At 73.5% G+C, this 23,717-nt stretch carries 25 protein-coding genes; 10 read left to right on the forward strand and 15 right to left on the reverse strand.

Annotated features, from left to right (window positions below; all coding sequences use genetic code 11):
- The first annotated feature begins 55 nt into the window (after positions 1-55).
- Entirely contained in the window at positions 56-1,183 is a 1,128-nt protein-coding gene (locus tag KSK32_RS26745) for a CaiB/BaiF CoA-transferase family protein (RefSeq protein ID WP_216933693.1), read from the forward strand.
- A gap of 15 nt (positions 1,184-1,198) precedes the next feature.
- Here KSK32_RS26745 and KSK32_RS26750 read toward each other — a convergent pair whose 3' ends face one another.
- Both KSK32_RS26750 and KSK32_RS26755 read right to left on the reverse strand, forming a co-directional pair.
- On the reverse strand, positions 1,199-1,615 hold the full coding sequence (locus KSK32_RS26750) for an ASCH domain-containing protein (RefSeq protein WP_216933694.1): 417 nt from the start codon (positions 1,613-1,615) through the stop codon (positions 1,199-1,201).
- A 17-nt stretch (positions 1,616-1,632) separates the two neighbouring features.
- Positions 1,633-2,652, reverse strand: a complete 1,020-nt coding sequence (locus KSK32_RS26755) for an aldo/keto reductase (RefSeq protein WP_216933695.1) — start codon at positions 2,650-2,652, stop codon at positions 1,633-1,635.
- A 148-nt stretch (positions 2,653-2,800) separates the two neighbouring features.
- Here KSK32_RS26755 and KSK32_RS26760 point away from each other — a divergent pair, with 148 nt between their 5' ends.
- Complete coding sequence (locus KSK32_RS26760) at positions 2,801-3,376, forward strand: TetR/AcrR family transcriptional regulator (RefSeq protein WP_216933696.1); 576 nt, start codon at positions 2,801-2,803, stop codon at positions 3,374-3,376.
- Positions 3,377-3,384: 8 nt separating this feature from the next.
- On the opposite strand, the gene KSK32_RS26765 is transcribed toward KSK32_RS26760, so the two are convergent.
- Entirely contained in the window at positions 3,385-4,260 is an 876-nt protein-coding gene (locus KSK32_RS26765) for a S9 family peptidase (RefSeq protein WP_216933697.1), read from the reverse strand.
- A 107-nt stretch (positions 4,261-4,367) separates the two neighbouring features.
- On the opposite strand from KSK32_RS26765, the gene KSK32_RS26770 reads away from it, so the two are divergent.
- Entirely contained in the window at positions 4,368-4,904 is a 537-nt protein-coding gene (locus KSK32_RS26770) for a GNAT family N-acetyltransferase (RefSeq protein ID WP_216933698.1), read from the forward strand.
- Between the two features lies 1 nt (position 4,905).
- Here the strand turns inward: KSK32_RS26770 and KSK32_RS26775 are convergent, their stop codons facing one another.
- From KSK32_RS26775 to KSK32_RS26785, 3 genes are all read right to left on the reverse strand, one after another.
- Positions 4,906-6,498: an ABC transporter permease gene (locus KSK32_RS26775; RefSeq protein ID WP_216933699.1), complete on the reverse strand. Its 1,593-nt coding sequence runs from the start codon at positions 6,496-6,498 to the stop codon at positions 4,906-4,908.
- Positions 6,495-7,382, reverse strand: a complete 888-nt coding sequence (locus tag KSK32_RS26780; protein ID WP_254187201.1) for an ABC transporter ATP-binding protein — start codon at positions 7,380-7,382, stop codon at positions 6,495-6,497. The genes KSK32_RS26775 and KSK32_RS26780 overlap by 4 nt, the downstream gene beginning before the upstream one ends.
- A 108-nt stretch (positions 7,383-7,490) precedes the next feature.
- Complete coding sequence (locus KSK32_RS26785; protein WP_216933700.1) at positions 7,491-7,907, reverse strand: MmcQ/YjbR family DNA-binding protein; 417 nt, start codon at positions 7,905-7,907, stop codon at positions 7,491-7,493.
- Between the two features lie 166 nt (positions 7,908-8,073).
- On the opposite strand from KSK32_RS26785, the gene KSK32_RS26790 reads away from it, so the two are divergent.
- The 3 genes from KSK32_RS26790 (at position 8,074) to KSK32_RS26800 (ending at position 11,501) form a co-directional block, all read left to right on the forward strand.
- The gene (locus tag KSK32_RS26790; RefSeq protein WP_216933701.1) at positions 8,074-9,189 is read left to right on the forward strand and encodes a sialidase family protein; all 1,116 of its coding nucleotides are present in this window, start codon (positions 8,074-8,076) and stop codon (positions 9,187-9,189) included.
- Positions 9,186-9,482 (forward strand): MoaD/ThiS family protein, encoded by a 297-nt coding sequence (locus tag KSK32_RS26795; protein ID WP_018784437.1) that lies wholly within the window; start codon positions 9,186-9,188, stop codon positions 9,480-9,482. The genes KSK32_RS26790 and KSK32_RS26795 overlap by 4 nt, the downstream gene beginning before the upstream one ends.
- 102 nt (positions 9,483-9,584) lie before the next feature.
- Entirely contained in the window at positions 9,585-11,501 is a 1,917-nt protein-coding gene (locus KSK32_RS26800; RefSeq protein ID WP_216933702.1) for a beta-propeller domain-containing protein, read from the forward strand.
- Between the two features lie 217 nt (positions 11,502-11,718).
- Here KSK32_RS26800 and KSK32_RS26805 read toward each other — a convergent pair whose 3' ends face one another.
- The 3 genes from KSK32_RS26805 to KSK32_RS26815 are packed head-to-tail and all read right to left on the reverse strand — an operon-like array spanning position 11,719 to position 14,866.
- Positions 11,719-12,558, reverse strand: a complete 840-nt coding sequence (locus KSK32_RS26805; protein WP_216933703.1) for a sugar phosphate isomerase/epimerase — start codon at positions 12,556-12,558, stop codon at positions 11,719-11,721.
- Positions 12,555-13,718, reverse strand: a complete 1,164-nt coding sequence (locus tag KSK32_RS26810; RefSeq protein WP_216933704.1) for a dihydrodipicolinate synthase family protein — start codon at positions 13,716-13,718, stop codon at positions 12,555-12,557. The genes KSK32_RS26805 and KSK32_RS26810 overlap by 4 nt, the downstream gene beginning before the upstream one ends.
- The gene (locus KSK32_RS26815; RefSeq protein WP_216933705.1) at positions 13,715-14,866 is read right to left on the reverse strand and encodes a Gfo/Idh/MocA family protein; all 1,152 of its coding nucleotides are present in this window, start codon (positions 14,864-14,866) and stop codon (positions 13,715-13,717) included. Before KSK32_RS26815 ends, KSK32_RS26810 begins: the two co-directional genes overlap by 4 nt.
- 104 nt (positions 14,867-14,970) lie before the next feature.
- Here KSK32_RS26815 and KSK32_RS26820 point away from each other — a divergent pair, with 104 nt between their 5' ends.
- Both KSK32_RS26820 and KSK32_RS26825 read left to right on the forward strand, forming a co-directional pair.
- Entirely contained in the window at positions 14,971-15,990 is a 1,020-nt protein-coding gene (locus tag KSK32_RS26820; RefSeq protein WP_216933706.1) for a LacI family DNA-binding transcriptional regulator, read from the forward strand.
- 40 nt (positions 15,991-16,030) lie between these two features.
- Positions 16,031-16,540 carry a pyridoxamine 5'-phosphate oxidase family protein gene (locus tag KSK32_RS26825; protein WP_216933707.1) on the forward strand — a complete coding sequence of 170 codons (510 nt, stop codon included), beginning with the start codon at positions 16,031-16,033 and terminating at the stop codon, positions 16,538-16,540.
- A 55-nt stretch (positions 16,541-16,595) separates the two neighbouring features.
- Here the strand turns inward: KSK32_RS26825 and KSK32_RS26830 are convergent, their stop codons facing one another.
- Both KSK32_RS26830 and KSK32_RS26835 read right to left on the reverse strand, forming a co-directional pair.
- Complete coding sequence (locus KSK32_RS26830; RefSeq protein WP_216933708.1) at positions 16,596-17,216, reverse strand: bifunctional 2-polyprenyl-6-hydroxyphenol methylase/3-demethylubiquinol 3-O-methyltransferase UbiG; 621 nt, start codon at positions 17,214-17,216, stop codon at positions 16,596-16,598.
- A 71-nt stretch (positions 17,217-17,287) separates the two neighbouring features.
- Positions 17,288-18,232, reverse strand: a complete 945-nt coding sequence (locus KSK32_RS26835; protein WP_216933709.1) for a sugar phosphate isomerase/epimerase — start codon at positions 18,230-18,232, stop codon at positions 17,288-17,290.
- Positions 18,233-18,378: 146 nt separating this feature from the next.
- On the opposite strand from KSK32_RS26835, the gene KSK32_RS26840 reads away from it, so the two are divergent.
- The gene (locus KSK32_RS26840; protein WP_216933710.1) at positions 18,379-18,792 is read left to right on the forward strand and encodes an NUDIX domain-containing protein; all 414 of its coding nucleotides are present in this window, start codon (positions 18,379-18,381) and stop codon (positions 18,790-18,792) included.
- Here KSK32_RS26840 and KSK32_RS26845 read toward each other — a convergent pair.
- From KSK32_RS26845 to KSK32_RS26860, 4 genes are all read right to left on the reverse strand, one after another.
- Complete coding sequence (locus KSK32_RS26845; RefSeq protein ID WP_216933711.1) at positions 18,789-19,679, reverse strand: arginase family protein; 891 nt, start codon at positions 19,677-19,679, stop codon at positions 18,789-18,791. The two genes, KSK32_RS26840 and KSK32_RS26845, sit on opposite strands and share 4 nt — an antisense overlap.
- A gap of 37 nt (positions 19,680-19,716) precedes the next feature.
- Positions 19,717-20,448 carry a class I SAM-dependent methyltransferase gene (locus tag KSK32_RS26850; RefSeq protein ID WP_216933712.1) on the reverse strand — a complete coding sequence of 244 codons (732 nt, stop codon included), beginning with the start codon at positions 20,446-20,448 and terminating at the stop codon, positions 19,717-19,719.
- A gap of 83 nt (positions 20,449-20,531) precedes the next feature.
- On the reverse strand, positions 20,532-22,427 hold the full coding sequence (locus tag KSK32_RS26855) for a DUF2075 domain-containing protein (protein ID WP_216933713.1): 1,896 nt from the start codon (positions 22,425-22,427) through the stop codon (positions 20,532-20,534).
- Positions 22,428-22,556: 129 nt separating this feature from the next.
- A complete protein-coding gene (locus KSK32_RS26860; RefSeq protein WP_216933714.1) occupies positions 22,557-22,892 on the reverse strand; it encodes a nucleotide pyrophosphohydrolase in 336 nt (111 codons plus the stop codon).
- 233 nt (positions 22,893-23,125) lie between these two features.
- On the opposite strand from KSK32_RS26860, the gene KSK32_RS26865 reads away from it, so the two are divergent.
- Positions 23,126-23,716 carry an SAVMC3_10250 family protein gene (locus KSK32_RS26865; RefSeq protein WP_216933715.1) on the forward strand — a complete coding sequence of 197 codons (591 nt, stop codon included), beginning with the start codon at positions 23,126-23,128 and terminating at the stop codon, positions 23,714-23,716.
- The last annotated feature ends 1 nt before the right edge of the window (position 23,717 follow it).

Genomic DNA, 23,717 nt, shown 5'->3' on the forward strand with positions numbered 1-23,717 from the left:
TGCCGGGCGTGCCGTCGGGTATGTGTCATCGTGGTCGGCGGCGAGGGAGGGTGGCATGCCGGGTCCGTTGTACGGAGTGCTCGTCGCCGACTTCTCCCGGATCCTCGCCGGGCCGTACGCGACGATGCTCCTGGCCGACCTCGGCGCGAACGTGGTCAAGGTGGAGGCGCCCGGCGGCGACGACACCCGCGGCTGGCGGCCCCCGGTCCGCGACGACGTCTCCACCTACTACCTGGCGGTCAACCGCAACAAGCGGTCACTGGTGCTCGACCTGACCGATTCCGGTGACCTGACGCTGGCGCACCGGCTCGCCGACCGGGCCGACGTGCTGATCCAGAACTTCCGGCCGGGCGCGCTGCGCCGTTTCGGCCTCGACCACGACTCGGCCACCGCCCGCAACGCCCGCCTGGTGTACGCCTCGATCAGCGGCTTCGGCGACGCCGGGGGCGCCGACCTGCCCGGGTACGACCTCATGGTGCAGGCCGCCGCCGGGCTGATGAGCCTCACCGGGGACGCGGACGGCCCGCCCTACAAGGCCGGGGTGGCCGTGTTCGACGTGATCGCCGGGCTGCACGCGGCGGTCGGGATCCTGGCCGCGCTGCGGCACCGGGAGTCCACCGGGCGCGGGCAGCACGTCACTGTGGACCTGCTCTCCTCGGCGTTGTCCGGGCTGGTCAACCACACCAGCGCCTACGTCGCGGGGGCAGCGGCGCCGCACCGGATGGGCAACGCGCACCCGAGCATCGTGCCGTACGAGCCGCTGCCCACCGCCGACGGCGAACTGGTGGTGATCGCCGGCAACGACGGGCAGTTCCGTACCCTCTGCCGGGTGCTCGGCGTGCCGGAGCTGGCCGACGACGTCCGGTTCCGCCGCAACGCCGATCGCACCGCGCACCGCGACGAGCTGCGTCCGCTGCTGGTGGCGGCGCTGTCCCGGCGCGGCAGCGCGGACTGGTTCGCCGACCTGCGCGCCGCCGGTGTGCCGTGCAGCCCGATCAACTCGGTGGCCGAGGGCGTGTCGCTGGCCCAGGGGCTGGGCCTGGACCCGGTGGTGACGACCGGCGGGGTGCCGGGGATCCGGAACCCGATCGGCCTGTCCGGGGCGCCGCCCCGCTACGACCTGCCGCCCCCGGACCTGGACGAGCACGGCGCCGAACTGCGCGCCTGGCTCGCCGCGGAGTGACCGGTCCGGCCGCCGTCAGAGCGTCTCGACCAGCCGGAAGCGTTCCAGCACGGCCGGGGTGTCGTCGTCCACTGTGAACGCGCTGTCGCCGAGCCAGCCGCGGTAGTCGTCGCCGTGCCAGAAGCGTTCGTGGCCGGCGCGCCAGGCGGCGACCGTCTCGAACCCCTCGCCCTCGTCCCGGGCGTGGTCGAGGTCGACGTCGCCGAGGCGGACGACGCGGACCTCGACCAGCTCGATCACCGCCACCGGCCGGCCATCGGAGTCGATCACCGCCGAGCGGGTGCCGACTGCGGGTAGCGGCTCACCGTCGATCTCGTAGTCCTGGAGCAGCCCAGTGGTGGTGGTCTTGCTCCCGTCGAGCACAGCGGCGACGAGCTGGTCGCGCAGCGGGCCGGGGAAGGCGAACTCGAAGGTGGGCAGGTCGGCGTCCATGCGCGGCAGGGTAGCGGTCAGCGGCGGCGCAGCGCCGGGTCGAGCAGGGCGGGCGGGGTGTCGTTCTTCTCCTGCGGAGCCAGGTCGACGCCGGGGGCGACGATCGCGTCGATCGCGTCCAGGACGTCGGCGCTGAGCACGGTGCCGGCGGCGGCGAGCTGGCTGTGCAGGTGTTCCGGCGTACGCGGCCCGATGATGGCGCTGGTCACGGCGGGGTGCGCGGTGACGAAGCCAAGCGCGAGCTGGATCAGGGTGAGACCGGCGTCGTCGGCGACACCGGCCAGCCGTTCCACCGCGTCGAGGCGGGCCCGGTTGGCCGGGAGCGCCGGGTCGAAGCGCTGCGGCATGAACGTGGACCGGTGGGTGGTGATCTCGCGGCCGGCCCGGATCGCCCCGGAGAGCCAGCCCGACGCGAGCGGGCTCCAGACCAGGACGCCGAGCCCGTATCGCTGCGTGACCGGCAGGACGTGCGCCTCGACGCCGCGTTGCAGGATCGAGTAGCTGGGCTGCTCGGTGACGTACCGGCCGAGGTGGTGCTCGCGGGCCGCCCACTGCGCCTCGACCAGGCGGTGGGCCGGGTAGGTGGAGGTGCCGAAGTAGCGGATCTTGCCGGCCTGCCGCAGGTCGGTGAGCGCCGACAGGGTCTCCTCGTCGCTGGTGGCCGGATCCCAGCGGTGGATCTGGTAGAGGTCCACGTGGTCGACGCCGAGCCGGTGCAGGCTGTCCTCCAGCGCCGTGACCAGCCAGCGCCGGGAGCCGCCGCGGCGGTTGCGGTCCTCGCCCATGGGCAGGGCGGCCTTCGTGGCCAGCACCACCTCGTCGCGGCGGCCGGCGATCGCCCGGCCGACCATCTCCTCGGAGAGCCCGTTGCCGTAGACGTCGGCGGTGTCGATCAGGTTGATCCCGGCGTCCAGGGCGGTGCCGACGAGCGCGGTGGCCTCCTCCTGGGTGGTGCCGCCGATCGGGCCGAGGTTCATGGCGCCCAGCGCGAGCGCGCTGACCTGTACGCCGGTGCGGCCCAGGGTGCGGTACTGCATGGGTTTCCCTCCGGTGGCCGCGACGGGCGCGGCCTGACTCGGTGATCTTTCGTCCCGCCTGGCATCATGGCCATGCGGAACATTGCTCCGGTAACCATACGGAACGTTGTTCCGCTTAACAAGCGCCTGCCAGGAGGGAACGCCGAACGTGACCGACACCACCGAGCCGGGCCGCCGCCGGGCCGACGCGCGGCGCAACCAGCGCTCGCTGCTCGACGCCGCCGCCGCGGTCTTCGTCGCCTCCGGCGTCGAGGCCCCGGTCCGCGACATCGCCGCCGCGGCCGGCGTCGGCGTGGGCACCGTCTACCGGCACTTCCCGACCCGCGCCGACCTCGTCGTCGCGGTCTACCGGCACCAGGTCGAGGCGTGCGCCGAAGCCGGCCCGGCCTGCCTGGCCGAGGGGCCCACCCCGTACGCGGCGCTGACCCGGTGGATCGCCCAGTTCGTCGACCTCCTGGTCACCAAGCACGGGCTCGCCGCCGCGCTGCGAGCCGACAGCGGGCAGTTCGACGCGCTGCACGGCTACTTCGTCGACCGGCTGGTGCCCGTCTGCGCCGATCTGCTCGCGGCCGCTGCGGAAGCCGGCGAGATCCGCCGGGACGTCGACGCGTACCAGCTGCTGCGCGGCGTCGGCAACCTCTGCATCGGCGCGGACAGCGATCCCCGCTACGACGCGCGCCGGCTGGTCGGTCTGCTGCTCGCCGGGCTGCGGTACCGGGACTGACGGCCGGGTCAGCCGTCAGGCAGCCGCCGGTCGAGCCAGTCCAGCAGCACCCGCTCGTACTGGGGGCTGACGCTGTCCAGGTCCTCGCCCTCGCCGAGCGTGGGCGCGTGGTCGCAGCCGGCCAGCCGGGTCACCGTCACCTCGGCGTCGCGCGCCGCCCGCCGCCACACCGCCAGGCTGTCCTCGATCGGGATCCACGCGTCGGTCTCGCCGTGACAGAGCAGCACCGGGCAGGTCAGCCGCGCCAGCACCGGCGCCGGGTCGTAGTCCATGTCGGTCCAGGTGCCGGGCGTGGCGGGCAGCTCGTCCGGCAGGAACGCCAGCGGGAACCACCGGCGCCGCGCCGCCGCGTCGATCGCCGCCTGCGCCACCGGGCGCGGCACCTCGCCGCGCTGGTAGCCCTCGGCGACGCGGCGCAGCTCGGCCAGCTCGGCGAGGTCGGCCGGGCCGTAGCCGTTGCGGCGGAGCTGCTCGGCGGTGCCGTGACGCATCTGGGCCGCCGGGCTCACCGCGCTGCACCCGACCAGCACCAGGAAGTCGACCGGGTGCCGGCCGGCGGTCAGCGCCGCCGCCCACGCGCCCTGGCTGAAACCCCACAACCCGACCGGGACCGACCCGACGTGACGGCGCAGCTCCGCCACGGCCGCCACCGCGTCCTCGGCCTGGTCGGCCAGCGGCACATCGTGCCCGTCGATCCGCGGGCGGCGGTCGTAACGCAGCACCGCGATCCCGGCCGGAGGCAACAGCCGGGCCAGGTGCGCGTAGAGGTAGTAGGACCGCTGCCCGGCGTGCGAGCCGTGCAGCACCACCAGGCCCCCGCGTACCGGCCCGGACGGCAGGTCGAGCACCGCGGGCAGGCCCGCCGCGCCGACCGTCGTCCCCATGCCGGGCAGTGAATCACGAACCGTCCGCCCCCGGTGGTCCCGGCCGCCGTCCGGGACACCCGCGTGCGTACGCTGACCAGGTACGTCGCCGACCGTGGAGAACCGCCATGACCAGCCCCGCACCCCGTACCGTCCGGGTCGCCCGCCCCGAGGACGTGGCCGCCCTCGTCGACCTGATCGAGTCGGCATACCGGGGTGAGCGCAGCCGGCAGGGCTGGACCCACGAGGCGGACCTGCTGGCCGGGCAGCGCACCGATCCGGAGATGGTGACCGGTGCGGTCACCGGCCCGGACGGCGTGGTGCTGGTCGCCGAGCAGGACGGCGACCTGGTGGCCTGCTGCCAGCTGGAACGCCGCGACGACCACGTCTACTTCGGCATGTTCGCGGTCGCCCCCGGCCGGCAGTGCGGCGGCGTGGGCCGGGACCTGCTGGCCGACGCCGAGCGTTACGCGGCCGAGCAGTGGCACGCCGGTGAGATGCGGATGACCGTGATCGTCCAGCGCGACGACCTGATCGCCTGGTACGAGCGGCGCGGCTACGTGCGCACCGGCGAGCTGAGCCCGTTCCCGTACGGCGACGAGCGGTTCGGCGTGCCGCTGCGACCGGACCTGGCGTTCGAGACGCTGCGCAAGAAGCTCGGCTGACTCAGCCCGCCAGATCCCGGCGACCGTAGGCCCAGCCGCCCAGGGCGGCCAGGGCGAACGCCGCCGCGAGCAGCACGCCCTGAGCCGTCCAGTTCGGCGCCGCGTCGGGCACGGCGGCGAGATGCGCGTACGGCGACAGCGTGCCGATCCAGGCGGGCGCGCGCACGCTCTCGGTCACCACGGTCAGCAAAAAACCACCCGCCGTGGGCAGCATCCCCAGCGCGGCGACCAGCCGGGGCGCCGCGCCGACGGCGAGGGTGGCCGCCCCGGCACCCAGCAAGGCGAGCGGCAGCACGTTGAGCGTGCCCGCGAGGGCGGCGGTGAGCGGCAGGCCGGCGCCGACCAGGGCCGTTCCCAGCCACGTCGCGAGACCGGCGGCGAGCGCCAGCACCACCGTCCCGGCGGACGCGCCGGCCACCTCGGCGGCGAGCAGCCGGGCCCGGCTGACCGGACCGGCCCGCAGCAGCGTGAGCCGGCCGGCGGCCTCCGCGGCGACGAAGGCGTTCAACCGCGCGGTGGCGAACGCGCCGATCGGTACCGCCAGCAGCGCGAACAGCGTGGCCACGTACCCCCGGACCCGGTCGAGCCCGCCGAAGCCCGCCCGCGCGGCGAGATCGGCGAAGGCGGGGTTCTCCTCCAGGAAGCCGGTCAGCGACGTGGCGAGCACGCCGATCAGCAGGAAGTAGGCGGCGACGCCGACGGACCAGCCGGCGAGCGGGCGCAGGGTGCGTCGTACCGCGAAGGCCGGCACCGAGCCGAGCAGGCCGCGTCGCGGCGCCCGGCCGGCCGGCGGGCGCAGCAGTCCCGCTCCCACGTCGCGGCGGGCACACAGGGCCAGCGCCGCCCCGGTCAGCAGGACGACGGCGGCCAGCGACACGAGCAGCGGCAGCCACCGGTCGTCGTGGTAGGGACGGGTGAGCGCGAGCGGGCCGTACGGCGGAAGCCATCGCAGCCACGCCAGCGCCGGTCCGGAGTCGCCGGCCATCCGCGCCAGGAGGCCGGCCCCGAGCACGGCCAGGCCGCTACCGGCCGCCGCCGCCCGGGTCGGCTGGACCTGCACGACGACGGCGCCCACCGCGACCGCGAACGCCCCGGCCGAGGCGAGACCGGCCCCGTGCAGCAGCGCACCCTGCCACGGCGTGCCGGCAATCGTCAGCGCGGCCGCGAGCAGCGTTCCGGCCACCGCCGACGTCGCCATCAACGGCGCCAGGTGACGCCGCAGCACCGCGGCGGGCGTCAGCCGGCCGGCGAGCAGCAGCCCCCACCGGCCGGCCTCCTCCTCGCCCCGGGTCAACCGGACGGTCGCCAGCAGGCTCCACACGCTGACCAGCACGGCCAGCACCATGCCGGTGCGCCACACGGTGAACCCGCCCGCGGTGTCCAGGGCGACCGGCTCGCCGAACAAGGTGCGGATCGCGGGGTTGTGCGCCAGCGCCTCCAGAGCGGCGGCGTCCATGCCCTCGCCCACGGTGCTGGCGTAGGTGCCCACCACCAGTGCGGACATGCCGACTGTCACGCCGGTCACGACGAGGGCCGGCCGCCAGATCCCGCGGACGGCGAGCAGGCTGACCGCTGTGCCGGCCGGGCGCGTCACGCCTGCTCCCCGTAGTAGTCGAGGAAGATCTCCTCCAGGCTGGGCTCGCGCACGGTCAGCGTGCTGATCTCCGCCCCGGACAGGGCGCGCAGCGCGGCGGCGGGCGGGCCGGCGAGGGTGAAGCGCAGCAGCCCGTCCCGCTCCTCGACCGCTTCGACGCCGGGCACGCCGGCCAGATCCGGTGCCGAGCCGGTGAACCGTACCGTCACCTCGTTGCGGTGCAGTCGCCGCAGCTGCGGCACCGGCGCGATGTCGACGAGCCGGCCGGCCCGCAGGATCGCCACCCGGTCACAGACCGCCTCCACCTCGGCGAGCTGGTGCGAGCAGAGCAGCACGCTCTGCCCGTGGTCCCGCGCCTCGCCCACCGCTCGGCGGAACTGCAGCTCCATCAGCGGATCCAGACCGCTCGTCGGCTCGTCGAGCACCATCAGCGGCGCCCGGGTGGCGAACGCGGCGACCAGCGCGACCTTCTGCCGGTTGCCGGTCGAGTAGGTGCCGGCCGGGCGGGACAGGTCGAGGGCGAACCGCTCGACGAGTTCGTCCCGGTAGCCGGTGTCCACGCCGGGACCGGTCGCGGCGAGCAGGTCGAGGATCTCCGCACCGGTGAGCTGCGGCCAGAGCGCCACGTCGGCCGGCACGTACGCCAGCAGCCGGTGCGCCGCCCGCACGTCCGCCGCGTCCACCCCGAAGATCCGGGCGGCGCCCCGGGTCGGACGGGCGAGGCCGAGCAGCAGCCGGATGGTGGTGGACTTGCCGGCGCCGTTCGGGCCGAGGAGGCCGACCACCTCACCGGCGGCGACGGTCAGGTTCAGGCGGTCGAGGGCCACCAGGCGGCCGTAGTGTTTGGTCAGGTCACGGGTGTGTACGGCGGGGTGCGCTCGCATCGCGCGGCTCCAGGGTTCGGCGGGGCAACGACCGCCGACCAGGCTTCCCGGCACACCACGACCACCGTACTGCCGGTGTCCCGCCCCGGGGAAGGCCTGCCCGTGCCGTCACGGCCCCGGCGGCCGGTCGACGAGCGCGACCAACTTCCTCGGGGCCAGCACGCAGTAGCTCTCGGTGAGCAGCTCGGCGACCTCGGTCCAGTCCGTGTCCGCGTCCAGCCGCAGGCCGACCACGTCGGCGGCCCAGTCCGGCTTGAAGAAGTGCGGCCCGGCCGCGAGCAGCCCGGCGATCTCGTCGCCCGGGGAGCGGAACGTCATCACGCACACCGGCTCGTCGGTCGCCGCGGCCCGCGCGTACGCCGCCTGGTGGCCCGGGTCGACGGTGAGCACGTGCGCGAACGTGCGACCGCGGACGCGCCACCGGACGCCCACCCAGGCCGATTCCTCGTAGGTCTCCGGCAGGCCGAGACAGACCGGCCGCAGGCGGTCGAGGTGCTCGGGCGGGACGTCTCCGGGACCGGTCATGCGCGCAGGCTAGCCGTAGCCCCCGACATTGTGGCCGCACCGGCGTGGCGGCCCCGCCGGCACGCGTCCGGGAAGGAAATGTCGTAGCCGGGGAGTACGACAGCGATGAGTTTCGGCGAGCCGCACGGTCGGTGCGGGGAGAACCCCTCGGACGAGAGGACGAGACATGAGCGGCGTACGAGTACTTGTCGGCACGCGCAAGGGCGCGTTCATCCTGACCTCGGACGGCAAGCGTGACGACTGGACGGTCGACGGGCCGCACTTCGGCGGCTGGGAGATCTACCACCTGACCGGTTCACCCGTCGAACCGGACCGGCTGTACGCGTCCCAGTCCGGCGGCTGGTTCGGGCAGCTGATCCAGCGCTCGGACGACGGCGGCCGGACCTGGGAGACGGTCGGCAACGACTTCGCCTACACCGGCGAGGTGGGGCAGCACCTCTGGTACGACGGCACCCCACGCCCGTGGGAGTTCAAGCGGATCTGGCACCTGGAGCCGTCCCGCCACGACCCCGACACCGTGTACGCGGGCGGCGAGGACGCCGCCCTCTACCTGTCCACCGACGGCGGCCAGAAGTGGTCCGAGCTGACCGCTCTGCGGCAGCACCCGACCGGCCCGTCCTGGCAGCCCGGCGCGGGCGGGATGTGCCTGCACACGATCCTGCTCGACCCGGCCGACCGGGACCGGATCTACGTCGCCATCTCGGCGGCGGGCGCGTTCCGCAGCGACGACGCCGGCGCGAGCTGGCTGCCGATCAACAAGGGGCTGCGTTCGGGCGAGATCCCGGACGAGGACTCGGAGGTCGGGCACTGTGTGCACCGGCTCGCGCAGCACCCGTCCCGGCCGGACACGCTGTTCATGCAGAAGCACTGGGACGTCATGCGCACCGACGACGCCGGCGCGAACTGGCGGGAGGTCAGCGGCGACCTGCCGACGGACTTCGGCTTCCCGATCGCGGTGCACGCGCACGAACCGGAGACGATCTACGTGGTGCCGATCACCAGCGACTCGCTGCACTACCCGCCGGAGGGCAGGCTGCGCGTCTACCGCAGCCGTACCGGCGGCGAGCACTGGGAGCCGCTGACCGAGGGGCTGCCGCAGTCGCACTGCTACGTCAACGTGCTGCGCGACGCGATGGCCGTCGACACGCTCGACCCGTGCGGCGTCTACTTCGGCACGACCGGCGGTCAGGTCTACCACTCGGCCGACGGCGGCGACACGTGGGCGCCGATCGTGCGGGACCTGCCGGGCGTGCTCTCGGTCGAGGTCCAGGTGCTGCCGTGATCCGGGTGGTGCTGCCGGCGCACCTGAAGAACCTGGCGCACGTCACCGGCGAGGTCCGCGTCGAGGTGGCCGGGCCGCCCACGCAGCGGGAGGTGCTCGACGCGCTGGAGGCCGCATACCCGATGCTGCTGGGCACGATCCGCGACCGGCACAGCGGGAAGCGCCGGCCGTTCGTCCGTTTCTACGCCTGCGAGCTGGACCTCTCCAACGAGTCCCCGGACGACCCGCTGCCGGAGGAGGTGGTCGCCGGGAAGGAGCCGTTCATCGTGCTCGGCGCGATGGCGGGCGGTTGAGAGCCGCGACCGGCGGTTGAGCGGCGCGGCCGGGAACCGCGCTCGTCACCGCCGCGTCTTACCGGCATGACCCGTCACGCATCCCGGACGTACCGATGGACGATGGCCGCCACATTGGTCCTCGCCGGCTGCACCGCGTCACCGCCGCCCGCCGACCCGTCGCCCACCGGGCAGGTCGTGCCGGCCGGCGGGCTGCGGCTGGTGGCCTTCGACAGCTGCGACGAGGCGCTGCGGCAGCTGCGCACGGCCGCGAAGGCAGCGGTCGGACCGTGGGGGTTCGGCCCGGGCGACCTCCGGCAGTTCAGCGCGGAACGGGCGACGGCGATCGGCGGCGCCGCCAAGGACGCGGCGTCGGCGTCCACGCCGGACTTCTCCGGCACCAACGTGCACGAAGCAGGCGTGGACGAACCGGACCTGGTCAAGACCGACGGGCAGCGGATCGTCACGGTCAGCCGGGGAGTGCTGTCGGTGGTCGATCCGGCGTCCCGGCGCGTGACCGGCCGGTTGGCGCTCGACCCCGACGCCGAGCGGTTCTCCGGTGGCGAGGCGAGCCTGCTGCTGCACGGCGACCGGGCGCTCGTGCTGCTGAGGGCCGGACAGGCCGTCAGGGGGCCGGTGCCGGGCGGTCCGGCGGTCCAGCGCGCGAACGCGCAGGCGCGGCTGGTCCTGGTGGATCTCGCCGGGCCGCCCCGCGTGGCCGGGGAGTACCGGATCGACGGTCTCCTGGTCGACGCGCGGCAGGTCGGCGCGACCGCCCGCGTCGTGATCCGGTCCGCGCCCCGGCTCGACTTCCCCCACCTTGCCGGCCGCCGGACCGACGCGCAGCGGATCGCGGCCAACCGCGCGGTCATCGACAAGGCCACGCTCGACGACTGGCTGCCCGGCTACGAGATCCGCGACAGCGTGCGGACCGTCGGCACCGGGCGGGTCGGCTGCGACCGGGTGAGCCGGCCGGCCGGCTTCTCCGGCGCGTCGATGGTGACTGTGCTCAGCTTCGACCTGGGCGCGTCCGCGCTGGGCTCCGGTGACCCGGTCACCGTGGCCGCCGACGGCGACACCGTCTACAGCAACGGCGCACGCCTCTACGTCGTCAACGACCAACGCTGGCGGATGTGGCGTGGCGGGCCGTCCGCGGCGCGCGACATCAGCACCGAGATCTACCAGTTCGACACGGCGGCGGGCACGCCGCGCTTCGTCGCCGCCGGGTCTGTGCCCGGCTGGCTGATCGGCCAGTACGCGCTGTCCGAGTGGGACGGTCACCTGCGGGTCGCCGCCACCACCGGCGACACCTCGGGGCGCGGAACGTCATCGCAGTCCGGCGTCTACGTGCTGCGCGCCGACGGCGCCACGCTGAAGCGGGTCGGCGCGGTGACCGGCCTGGGCAAGGGCGAGCGGATCTTCGCGGTGCGGTTCGTCGGCGGCACCGGTTACGTGGTGACGTTCCGGCAGACCGACCCGCTGTACGGCGTGGACCTGCGCGACCCGGCCGCGCCCCGGGTCACCGGCGAGCTGAAGATCAACGGGTACTCGGCGTACCTGCACCCGGCCGGTGACGGCCGCCTGATCGGGGTCGGCCAGGACGCAACCGACCGGGGGCGGATAACGGGCACCCAGGTGTCGCTGTTCGACGTGGCCGACCCGGCCCGTCCGGCGCGCGTCGCCCAGCACCACGTCCCGGCCGGCTGGTCGGAGGCCGAGCACGACCCGCACGCGTTCCTCTACTGGGCGCCGGAGCGCCTGGTGGTGCTCCCGGTGCGGCAGCCGGGCGTGGACACCGGCCGGGCCGACGGCACGAAGCGCCCGCCGTCCGGGGGTGTGCTCGCACTGCGAATCGGCGACAAGGGCTTCACGGTCGCCGGCGCCGTCGACCACCCGGGGGCCCTGGCCGACGGCGGCGAGTGGGCTCCGATCCGCCGCTCGCTGGTGGTCGACGGTGTGCTCTGGACGGTCTCCGACGCCGGTCTCAAGGCGACCGCCCTGTCCGGCATGACCACCCTCGCCTGGGTGCCGCTGACCTGACACCGACGGCCCTCGCCGCGCGGCGAGGGCCGGCACGCGAAGGTCCAGATCCAGCCGGCGACCCGCCACACCGCCGGGTACGTGTCCCGGAGGACCCGCGTCGTTCCGGTGCGGCGAACGGTCCCTCCGGTCCGAACGCCAGCGCGGCGAACCGCTCGCCGATGCGGCGGTCGGCGGCCACCTGGATCCTCCGACAGGCCCGACTCGTCACGCCGGGTCAGTCGGCGAGCACACGATCGGTGTACCGCGCGATCATGGTGGCGACGACCTGGTCCGGGTCGGTGGCCCACACCTCGGCGTTGAAGATCTCCACCTCGACGTCACCGGTGTACCCGGCGGCCTCCACCGCGCGTCGCAGCGGCGGGAAGTCGATGTGCCCGTCGCCCATCATGCCGCGGCCGAGCAGCACGTCGGCCGGCAGCGGGGTGAGGAAGTCGCAGACCTGGAAGCTCGCGATCCGCACCCCGGCACGGGCGATCTGCCGCCACACGTCCGGATCCCACCAGACGTGGAACGTGTCCACCACGACGCCCACCTGCCCGGCCGGGAACGCCTCGGCCAGGTCCAGCGCCTGCCCGAGCGTGGACAGCACCGCCCGGTCGGCGCAGTACATCGGGTGCAGCGGCTCCAGGGCGAGGCGTACGCCGCGCTCGCCCGCGTAGGGCGCCAGCTCGGCCAGCGCGTCGGCGACCCGCTGCCGGGCACCGGCCAGGTCGCGGGAGCCGGGCGGCAGACCGCCGACGACCAGCACCAGGCAGGCGGCGTCCAGGTCGGCGGCCTCGTCGATCGCGCGCCGGTTGTCCGCCAGCGCCTCGGCCCGTCCGGCGTCGTCGGCGGCGGTGAGGAACCCGCCCCGGCACAGCGACGACACCCGCAGCCCGGCGTCCGCGACGAGCCGCGCCGCGGCCGGTACGCCGATCTCGGCCACCGGCTCGCGCCACAGCCCGATCGCCGGGATGCCGGCGCGCACGCACCCGTCGACCGCCTCGGACACCGACCAGCGCCGCGTGGTGCGCTGGTTGAGCGACAGCCGCGCCAGCCGCGGGTCGGCGGTCAACCGGCCACGCCCGCGACGTCCAGGTACGCGCGCATCCGCCGCGCCGCCAGGTCCGGGTCGCGCAGCAGCCCGGCGGCGTCGGCCAGCCGGAACGCCTCGACCAGGTGCGGGACGCCGCGCCCGCCGTGCAGGCCGCCGACCATGGTGAAGCCGGGCTGACGTCCGTTGAGCCAGGACAGGAACGCGATGCCGGTCTTGTAGTACGGCGTTGGCGGGGCGAACAGGTGCCGGGACAGCGGCACCGTCGGGTCGAGGATCGCCCGGAACCCGGCCGGATCGTCCGCGTCGAGCCGTCCCAGCGCGGCGGACGCGGCCGGGGCGATGGCCGCGAACGCGCCGAGCAGCGCGTGGCTGTACCGCTTCCCGTCGCCCTCGATCAGCTCCGGGTAGTGGTAGTCGTCGCCGGTGTAGACGCGCACGGCCGGTGGCAGCAGCTCCCGCAGCCGCACCTCCCGGCTGGCGTCCAGCAGGGACACCTTCACCCCGTCGACGAGGTCGGCGTGGTCGTGCACCAGCGCGGCGAACGTCGCGGTGGCCTCGTCCAGGTCGGTCGAGCCCCAGTAGCCGGACAGCGCCGGGTCGAACATGTCGCCGAGCCAGTGCAGCACCACCGGCGCGCCGGCCTCGCGCAGCACCCGCTCGTAGACGCGCAGGTAGTCCTCGGGGCCGGTGGCGAGCGCGGCGAGGTGCCGGCTGGCCATCAGCACCGGCGTGGCGCCGTACGCCTGGACCACGGCGACCTGCTCGGCGTACGCGGCGACGACCTCGTCGAGCGTGCCGGGCGCGCCGGTGAGCTGGTCGGTGCCGGCCCCGGCGACGATCCGTCCGCCGCAGGCGGCGGCCTCGGCGGCGCTGCGCCGGATCAGCTCGCGGGTGGCCGCCCAGTCCAGCCCCATGCCGCGCTGCGCGGTGTCCATCGCCTCCGCCACGCCGAGGCCCCACGACCACAGGTCGCGCCGCACCGCGAGCGTCGCGTCCCAGTCCAGCCGGGCCGGGCGGCCGGGGGAGTTGTCGGCATACGGGTCGGCGACGACGTGTGCGGCCGCGTACGCGATCCGGGTGGCCGGCGGCCCGGACGGCCGGTGCCAGGCGGGCGGCTCCCGCAGCGTCAGCCGTTCGGTGCCGCCACCCGGAGCCGGCAGCGTGATCCGCGTGCTCACCGGGGGATCTCCTCGATCGTCACCCGTCGCCCTTCGCGGGCCGAGCGCAGCCCGGCCTCGGCCAGTTGCACGCCCCGGGCGCCGGCGAGGAAGTCCCACGGGAACGGCTCGTCGTCGACGACGTGCCGCAGGAACGCCTCCCACTGCACCTTGAACGCGTTGTCGTGCTCGCCGTTGTCCGGCACGGTCTGCCACTGTGCGCGGAACGGCTCGGTGACCGGAAGGTCGGGGTTCCACACCGGCATCGGGGTGGCGCCCCGGTGCTGGATGCGGCAGTCGCGCAAGCCCGCGACGGCACTGCCGTGCGTGCCGTCGACCTGGAACTCGACCAGCTCGTCCCGGTGCACGCGGACCGCCCAGGAGGAGTTGACCTGCGCGACGATGCCGCCGGCCAGTTCGAAGATGCCGTACGCGGCGTCGTCGGCGGTGGCCCGGTAGCGGGCGCCGGTCTCGTCGACGCGCTCCGGGATGTGCGTGGCGGTGACGGCGGTGACGGCGGTGACCGGGGCGATGATCTGCTCCAGCACGTAGTGCCAGTGCGGGAACATGTCCAGCGTGATGCCACCGCCGTCCTCGGTGCGGTAGTTCCAGCTCGGGCGCTGCGCGGTCTGCCAGTCGCCCTCGAACACCCAGTAGCCGAACTCGCCACGCACCGACAGGATCCGGCCGAAGAAGCCGCCGTCCACGAGCCGCTTGAGTTTGCGCAGGCCGGGCAGGAACAACTTGTCCTGCACGACGCCGTTGCGGACGCCCTTGGCGGCGGCGAGCCGGGCCAGCTCCAGCGAGGCGAGGAACCCCTCGGCGAGCGGCTTCTCGGTGTAGACGTGCTTGCCGGCCTCGATGGCCGCCCGGATCGCCTTCTCCCGCGCGGTGGTCACCTGCGCGTCGAAGTAGATCTGGTGGGCGTCGTCGGCGAGCGCCGCATCCAGGTCGGTCGTGTACGCCGACAGCCCGTGCCGCTCGGCGATCTCCGCGAGCCGGTTCTCGTCGCGGCCGACGAGGGTCAGCTCGGGCCAGATGCGGCTGCCGTCGCGGGCCGGTACGCCGCCTTGGTCGCGGATGGCGAGCAGGGACCGGACGAGGTGCTGCCGGTAGCCCATCCGGCCGGTGACGCCGTTGAGGATGATGCCGACGGACGTGCGTTCCACTGGGGCCTCCCCGCAGGTGAATGCGCTTTCAGTAAGCGCTTTCAGGGTGCTACCGTAGCCACGCCGGAACACCGGGTCAAGACGTTCCGCAGGGAGACGCATCGATGTCGCACGTGACGCTGGAAGACGTGGCCAGGGCGGCCGACGTCTCGCTGGCCACCGCCTCCCGGGCGCTCAACGGGCGGCGCGTCACCCCGCACCTGCACGACCGGGTGCTGGCCGCCGCCGCGCGCCTCGCGTACACCCCGAACGCCCACGCCCGCGCGCTGGCCGGCGCGTCCCGCCGCAGCGTCGGCGTGGTCTGCCACGACGTCACCGACCCCTACTTCGCCGCCGTCGCCGGCGGCGTCATGCGCGTCGCCGCCGACAACGACCTGCTGGTCATGCTGGCCAGCACGTTCCGCGATCCGGAACGCGAGATCGCGTACGTGTCGATGCTGCGCGCCGAACGCGCCCCGGCGATCCTGCTCATCGGCTCCGGATTCGAGGACCCCCGCTGGGAGCGGGCGATGGCCGCGGAGCTGGCGCCCTACCTCGACGGCGGCGGCCGGGTCGCGGTGGTCAGCCGGCACCGCACCCTGAAGGTCGACAGCGTGCTGCCGGAGAACCGGGCCGGCGCCGCCGAGCTGGCCCGCGCGCTGCTCGGTCTGGGCCACCGCCGCTTCGCGGTGCTCTCCGGCCCGCCCGAGCTGACCACAGTCGCCGACCGGGTCGGCGGGTTCCGCGACGAGCTGACCGCCGCCGGTGTGACGCTCGACCCGGGCGCGGTGGCCGAGGCGGCGTTCACCCGCGACGGCGGCTACCGGGCGATGACCGAGCTGCTCGACCGCGGGCTCGACGCCACCTGCGTGTTCGCGTGCACCGACGTGATGGCCGTCGGCGCGTACGCGGCGTTGCGCGACCGCGGGCTGTCGGTGCCCGGCGACGTCTCGGTCGCCGGTTTCGACGACATCCCGGTCGTGCGCGACCTCACCCCGCCGCTGACCACAGTGGCGCTGCCGCTGCACCGGCTCGGCGAGGAGGCGATGAAACTGGCCCTGACCGAGAACGCCGGTCGTCGCCGCCGGATCGTGCGCCTGCCCGGCGACGTGGTGATGCGGGCCAGCACGGCGCCGATCGCCTGAGCCCCGGCCGGTAGGGTGCCGTCATGATCGAGGACACCTCGTGCCGTTGACGAACCCCTGGCTGGCCGGACCGACGCCGACGAGGAAGCTGGACCGGGACCGCCTGGAGGAACGCATCCTCAACCTGCTGTCGTCGCAGAACATGTGCGTGCTGGCCACGGCCGGGCCGGACGGGCCGCTGGCCACGCCGGTGCGCTACTACCCGCTCGGCTTCACGCTGATGTTCACCGCCGCGCCGCGCTCACCGAAGATGCGCAACATCGCCGCCGATCCGCGGGTGTCCGTCGGCGTCTTCGCGCCGCTGGTCGGGCTGGCCAGCAGCCGCGGCGCGCAGGTGTTCGGCACCGCCCGGGTGCTCGGCCCGGAGCACCCCGACCGGGCCCGCCACTGGGCCGCCTTCCGCTGGGAGAACGAACACGCCGAGCGGGGACGGTCGCTGTCCGAGCCGCCCGAGGACCCGCTCGTCGTGATCGAGGCCGACCGGATCGTCTACACCGAACACTGGCTGCGCCGCGAGGGCTACGCCCCACGCCAGCACTGGCGTCGCTGACGCTGCTCGCCACTCGTGCTTTGCGCGGCGGGTGGAACGCCATGTGTGAGGTGCGCTACGGGCCGGCGGGGGAGCGGGTGGCGCGCAGCAGGTTGCCGGCCAGGCGCAGGTCCGCGCCGCCGACCTCGGCGTGCACGTCGATCGGCTCGACAGTGACGTGCGTCCAGTCCGGCTCGGGGAAGGCCCCGCGCAGCGTGCCCGCGTCCAGGCCCCAGCCCTCGCCCGCCTCCGGCGACACCGCCAGCACGAACACCGCACCGCCGTGCGCGGTCAGGCGGGGCAGCAGCGCCAGGTAGTCGCGTACGGCCGCGCCCCGCCGGTCCAGCGAGTGCAGCAGCCCGGAGTCGAACACCGAGTCGTACGGCACCGGCGGCACCGGGATCGCCGTCGCGTCGCACACCTCGAAGCGCGCCGGGAGACCCGCCGCGGCGGCCTTCGCCCGGGCCTGCTCGATCGCCACCGGCGAGATGTCGACGCCTGTCACGTCGTGGCCACGACGTGACAGCGCGAGCGCCAGCTCACCGGTGCCGCAACCGACGTCGAGCACGCGCGGCCCGCGTACCCCGGTGTCGAGGACGGCGGCGAGCGCCGGCTGCGGGCCGCCGATCTCCCAGGGCGGCCGGTCGGTGGCCCGGTAGAGGCGGTCGTAGTGGACGTCGTCCGGCTCGTCGGTCATCGCGTACCCCCTCGGTCGGCGCGGCCACCCCCGAGCGTGTCACGTCCGGCGGCGGTCCGTGCCCGCCGGGGTCAGAACCGCAGGCGGCGCAGGTAGCGGTAGCCGACGGCGGCGGTCCGCTGCGGCGTCACATCAGGGGTGTCGTTCTCCACGATGTACTCCAGCACCTGGTGCCCCCGGAAGATCCGCGCAAAGTCGATCATCCCGGTGCCCAGGTCGGCCATGTCGCCGGTGGCCGGGTCGCGGTCCTTGACGTGGTACTGCAACACCCGCTGCGGCGCCGAGCGAATCACGTGGAGCGTGAAGCCCTCCGGGTCGTCGACGCCGTCGCCGGAGTTGATGCCGCCGGTGACCGCCCAGTAGATGTCGATCTCCAGGTGGACCAGGCGCGGGTCGAGTTCCTCGGTCAGCACGTCCCACGGCCGCCGGCCGTTGCCGAAGTCGATGGTGAACTCGTGCGCGTGGTTGTGGTAGCCGTACCGCAGGCCGGCCTTGCGTGCGGCGGCGGCCTCGACGTTCATCTGCTCCGCCCAGCGCTTCCAGTCGTCCTCGCGGTCGGAGTTCAGGTACGGCACCACCATGAACCGCTGGCCCAGCGTCCGGGCGTTCGCGATCTTCTGCTCCAGCGCGGCGGCGTCGGCGGCGATGCCGTCGTGGCTGGAACTGGCCTTGATGCCGATGCCGTCCAGGAAGCGGCGCAGCTCACGTGCGGTACGCCCGAAGTAGCCGAGCGCCAGCTCGACCCGCGGGTAGCCGATCCGGGCCAGGTGCGCCAACGTCGCGTCGTAGCCGGGCGAGCCGTTGAGTGCGTCGCGGACGGTCCAGAGCTGGAGGCTGATCAGTTCTTTCGGCACCGGGCGCCGGCCGTGGTGGTGCCCGCCGCCGGCCTGGGCGACCGTCCCGCCGAGCCCGGTGGCGAGCCCGATGCCGGCGAGTGCCGCCAGGGAGCCGCGCAGCAGGCCACGCCGGTCCAGGGAGTGCCGCAGCGCGGCGTGTCCGTCATGTCCGTAGCACATGGTCGTACTCCTTATCGCCTGTGCGCCGACGCTACAAAAGACATGTCGATATGTCTATGCCTTTCGATGTTCCGAGTGGAACTTTCGATCGGCGCGGCGGAAAGTTGGGACTTCGCGATGCCGGTGCCGCGTGGCAGGCTCAGGACGTGGCCGCATACGACGTCGCTCTCGTCCTGCTCGTCGACCCGACCGGCGCGATCCTCATGCAGCACCGCGACGGCAACGCGCCGGTCGCGCCGTACAAGTGGAGCCTGCCCGGCGGCAGCATCGAGCCCGGCGAGACACCGGAGCAGGCCGCCCGCCGCGAGCTGCGCGAGGAGACCGGCCTGACCGCCGGTGAGCTGCACCTGCTGTGGAGCGGCCCTCGCCCGCACGAGGACGGCTTTCCGCACACCGTCACCGTGTACGTCTTCCGCGGCGCCACCGACGCCCGCCAGGAGGACGTGGTGCTCGGCGAGGGGCAGGCGATGGTCTTCGTACCCCGCGACCAGGTGCTCGACCGCGACCTGGCGGTGAGTGCCGCGAAGGTGCTGCCGCTGCACCTCGCGGAAACCGCCTAACGGCCGGTCAGGGCCCCGGCCAGGACGCCGGCGAACCGGGGGAGCAGCTCGTCGTCGGGCAGATGATCCGGGTTGATCTCGGTGACCGACAGTCCGGCGAACCGAGGGCTCGCCACCAGCTCCGCCAGCGTCGTCGCCGACTCGCCGAGGCTGAGCCCGAACGGCTCCGGCACGTCCGCCAGCGGCGCGTCCACGAAACTCAGCACGTCCACGTCGAAGTGCACCACGAACCGGTCCGCCGCACCCTCGGCCACCGACCGGGCCCGGCGCGCCGCCGCCCGCGCGTCGGCGTGCACCTCGTCGGCCGGCACGTACGCCAGCCCCAGCTCCGCCACCAGCTCCCGCTCGTGGTCACCCCGGGGCAGCGAGTCCCCGTACACCACCACCCGCTCCGGGGCCAGCAGCGGCACCACCGGCCCGACACCCGCCACCTCGGGCAGCGTCCCCGGCAGTCCGAGCATGTGCGCCAGCCCCATCGCGTCCAGGTTGCCGTTGGCGCGGGTCTCCGGCGTGTAGAGATCCGGACCGCCGTCCACGTACACCAGCGCCGGCGACAACCCGGCCCGCGCGCACCCGGCGACCAGGCCGACGGTCACCGTGCAGTCGCCGCCGAGCACCAGCGGCGCGCGCCCCCGGCCCACCACCGCCGCGACCCGGTCGGCCACCGCCGAGGCGACGGCGGCCACCGCGCCCGCGTTCTGACCCCTGGGGTACGCGGGATCCGGCCGCCACCGGAAGCCCGGCACGTCACCGACGTCCTCGACGTCGGCGCCCAGCCGGTCGAGCAGGCCCGCGGCGCGCAGGGCGGCGGGTGCGCGCTCGATGCCCGGGGTGTGGGCGCCCGCGCTCGACGGCGCCCCGATGACCGTCCACTGACGATGATCCATCGCCCCACCCTAACCTTGCTTGGGCCTGACGCCGGGATCAGCGCAGCACGAGCAGGTCCAGCGCGTCGATCACCGGCCCGGTGTGCACACGTGCTGCCTCGCGCAACCGCTGGACGCCCGCGGCGTACTCCGCGTCGGTGATGAGCTGAAGCGGCGTGTGCGCCTCCCGGCGCAGGCCGGCCGCCGCCTTCCGCAGCGACGGTGCGGTGACCTGCGGAACCTGCTCGACCGCCGCGGTGGCGAACCCGGCGGCGGCGAAGGCGGCCTCGACGTCGGCGATGCCGGGGTACGTGTCCAGCACGCGGATCGCCTCGGGGAAGTAGCGGAACAGTGTGATCGCCTCGTGCCGTCCGGCGAACGCGGACCGGATGAGTACCGGGGCACCGGGCCGCAGCACCCGGCGCAGCTCCCGCGCCGTCGCGGCCAGATCGGGCACGTGGTGGATGACTGTGGACATCCACGCGCCGTCGACGCTGTCTTCGGTCAGGGGCACGTGCCCGGCGTCGCCCGCGACCAGCGGCGTGAACGCGCACCGGGCGCGCATCGCCGACGACGGTTCGACGGCGATCACCTCGACGCCGGGGAACCAGTCGGTGAACGCGCGCGCCCAGGCGCCGGTGCCGGCGCCCAGGTCGAGCAGTCGCATCCCCGGGCGCGGGGTGAGGTGCCGGGCGACGGCGGCCCGCCAGGCCGTGAGGCCGTCGTCGGTGAGGTGCCGGGTCGCGGCGAACGCGTCGGCGTCAGCGTCGTGGTACGCGATGCGGGCCATAACCGACAGCCAACTCCCCGGCGGGCCGCCGAGGCAAGCGATGTGGGGTACTACGCATCGATGCGAAGAGCGCTACCGGGTTCTCAGCCGCCACTGGGTTCGTAGACCGTCTCGAGATCGCGTTCCACCCGAATCAGCGAGTCGAGCCATGCCCGGGTCTCGGCGTCAGTCGAGTACAGAATCGTGCCGCGCATACCTCGCGTCATCAGCACCTTGTAGGTGTTGCGGATCAGACGGTCCGCCTCCCCGTCGCTGAGCGTCTTCCGGCTGCGGAATGCCGGATCCTTCGACTCCCCGCGCTGGGTGACGAGCCGGCCGTCCCGCGCTACGAGGTCGGGTCCGAGGATGACACCGGACCATTCGTACTCGAAGCCCTGTGCCGTGTAGACACAGCCCACCTGGCCGAAACCGTGTGGATCGGTGGCCCAGAACGCGCTGCCGGGCGCGTCCCCGACGCTGCGGTCACTCCTGACGTTCCAAGGTCGCGCCCAGGCGCCGATCCGCACGTCCGGGACCAGGGAATCGTCCGGTAGCGGGTCGCTCCACGGCCAGCAGTACCCGGCCGACATCCGCGCCGTCTCCCCGGCCGCCTGCCTCGCGGCCAGAAACGCCTCCATCTCCGCAGGCGAATCCGCCAGCCGCAGGTCGAAGCGTCCGTCTCCGGCCCACACCGACGGCTTGAGGCCGTCGAGGCCGAGCAGGTCGATGACCCACTCCTCATACGCCTCACTGCCACCGCACCGGAACTGATCGTGCAGCGACACCACCTCGACGTCCAGGTTGAGCTGCCTCGCGTGCGCCGAGATGACGTCGACGTTTCCGAGCTCACCCGGCTTGACCACCTGGTGCTCGTCGAGCAGGAAGACCGGTACCTGGGCAGCGGCGATCAACTCGTCGATCTGCGGGCGCGAGCGTTCCCGCTTCGCCCTCGGGGTGAACCGGTTGACCGAGGTCTCCCGGATCCGGTGCGCCTCGTCGCAGATCAGCACGTCGAGGCCGTTGCGCTCGGCGGTCGTGAAGCTGTTGAAGTAGCCGAAGAGGTTCTTCAACCGGGTCGAACCCTTGCCCGCGTAGCGGCGCAGCGTCTGGGTGAACGAGCGGGAACCCGTCGCGTGCATGACCGAGCGCTGCTGCCGGGCCAGTTCGCCGAGCACCGACAACGCGATGACGCTCTTGCCGCTGCCCGGCCCGCCGGCGACCACCACGACCGACTTGCGGTCGGCGCTGCGCGCGCGTTCGACGGCGTGCAGCACCAACTCGTACGCCAGGCGCTGGTCGCCGAGCAGCGTGAAGTGGGATCGGTCCTTCAGTTCGGCGGCGGCGTAGGACAACAGGTGCTTGCTGGGACGTACCGAGCTGGTGAGGAAGCGGTCCGCGGCGGTCGCGCCGGAGCCGGGGGCGAGATGGCTGCGCAGGTAGTCGAGGAACTGGCCCCGGCGCTGCTTGGTGAAGATTCGGCTCTGCTCCGTCGGCCGCCGGACGAAGAGGTCGTTGATGTCGCGGTCGACGGCGTTGTGCAGGTAGACGACCCCGGCGATCGGGTTACGTGCATGGGCGAGCACGCCGAGGAAGTCCGCCAGGTACTCGCAGTAGTCCTCGACCTGCGCCCCGGGATGCAGCCGAGGGGTGGCGGCGTGCTCGACCAGGACCAGGCTCTCGGATCCCTCGTACGACTCGACCCGGGACCACTGCTTCAACTCCACCACGACGTAGGAGTCCTCGGCCGTCCTCGGATGTGTGCCGGCGAGGACGACGTCGATCCGCTTACTGGTCAGCGGGAGCTGGTACTCCACCAGCATCTCGACCTGCCCGAGGCCCGCGTCGGCGAGTTCCTGGGCGAGCACCGGCAGACTCCGCTCCCAGGACCGCCGTTCGGAGGCGCTCACACTGTGCCCGATGTGCTCCGTGATCCGCTCGGCGAGGGCGCCACCGGCCGCGCAGCGCAGCAGGCCGTCGGCGGAGGTACGAAAGGCTGACACGACTTGCCCCCGGGCAGCACGAATTGATCGTGCGCATGGGGGGGCGTGTCCGGCGACGACCGGAAGCCCGTCGTTACGCGCTTGTACGGGTGGACTGTAGCGGAGAGATCATCCGAATGGCACGCCCTGCTACCGCTTGGCGGCGGAGCCCCTGACGTCCTCGGCTGGATAGCGGACGGCGACCTCGGCCAACTTGGCGAGGGCGGCTTCCTGCAGATCGACGCCGAGAACGTCCGCCAATCTTGTCAGGTAGATCGTGACGTCGCCGATCTCGGCTTGCACACGGGCGCCCGCCTCGGGATCCGACATCACCGCACCGGCCTGCTCCGGGGTCAGCCATTGGAACTCGGCGAGCAGTTCTCCGACCTCACCAGCGAGTGCCATGACGAGATTCTTCGGTGTGTGGAACTGTTGCCAGTCACGTTCCTCCGCGAACGCCCGTACGTGGGCCGTCAAGTCGTTCATTTCCGCAGTCTGACACCGCTCTCGGCATCCCGAGAACGGGCTTCGCCCCACGTCCGTGTGGCGGCGAGCGCCCGGATCTCCGGTCTCCCCCGTGGCGGTGCCGGCGTCGACGAAGGGGAGGGTGTCGTGGTTGGTGGCGTGCGGACACCGATCGTCGTCGATCGAGGGACGGCGGCGCGAGCGTGCGTCACGTAGGGTGGGACTCGGACGTCTCCCCGTAACCGGAGTGCATCTTGAGCCTGAAGTACTACCTCTACCTGTCGCATCTCAAGATCGGGCTCCTGGCCGCGCAGGTCGCCTCCTCCGCGCACCACGAGACCGAGCTCGCCGTGGACCTGAAGGTCGTCCGCTACAGCCGCAAGGCGGTTCTGCCCGAGCGCAACGACCTCGACAAGCTGGAGAAGGTCATCCGGCACCTGCAGGACGCCGACCAGATCGGCGCCGCTTACGAGGAACGCCCCTACGTCCAGGCATGCCTGGAGATGCGCTGGCAGATCTTCCCGACCGCCGGCATCGTGGTCTTCGCGGGGACGCTCGACGACCAGGTCGTCGTCCTCGGCGGCTCGGCGTCGCACGTGGTCGGTGGCGGTGACGCCGAACCGGTCGGATCGGTCCCGCCGTACCTGTTCCGCAAGCTCCGGGAACTGCGGGCCGACCCGGGCGAGTTCGACGACGAGCGCTTCCACGAGTCGCTGGCGCAGATCGGGGCCGCGCTGCCGGGGCCGGCGCAACGGGTCGAGTTCGTCGCCAAGCGACTGGCCGAGAAGCCAGGGGCGAACGGCACGCTGCTGGGCAGCCCCCTCTACGTGGCGCTCGTCGACTAGG

The sequence above is a fragment of the Micromonospora sp. WMMB482 genome, from assembly GCF_019038635.1.
Taxonomy (GTDB): domain Bacteria; phylum Actinomycetota; class Actinomycetes; order Mycobacteriales; family Micromonosporaceae; genus Micromonospora; species Micromonospora marina.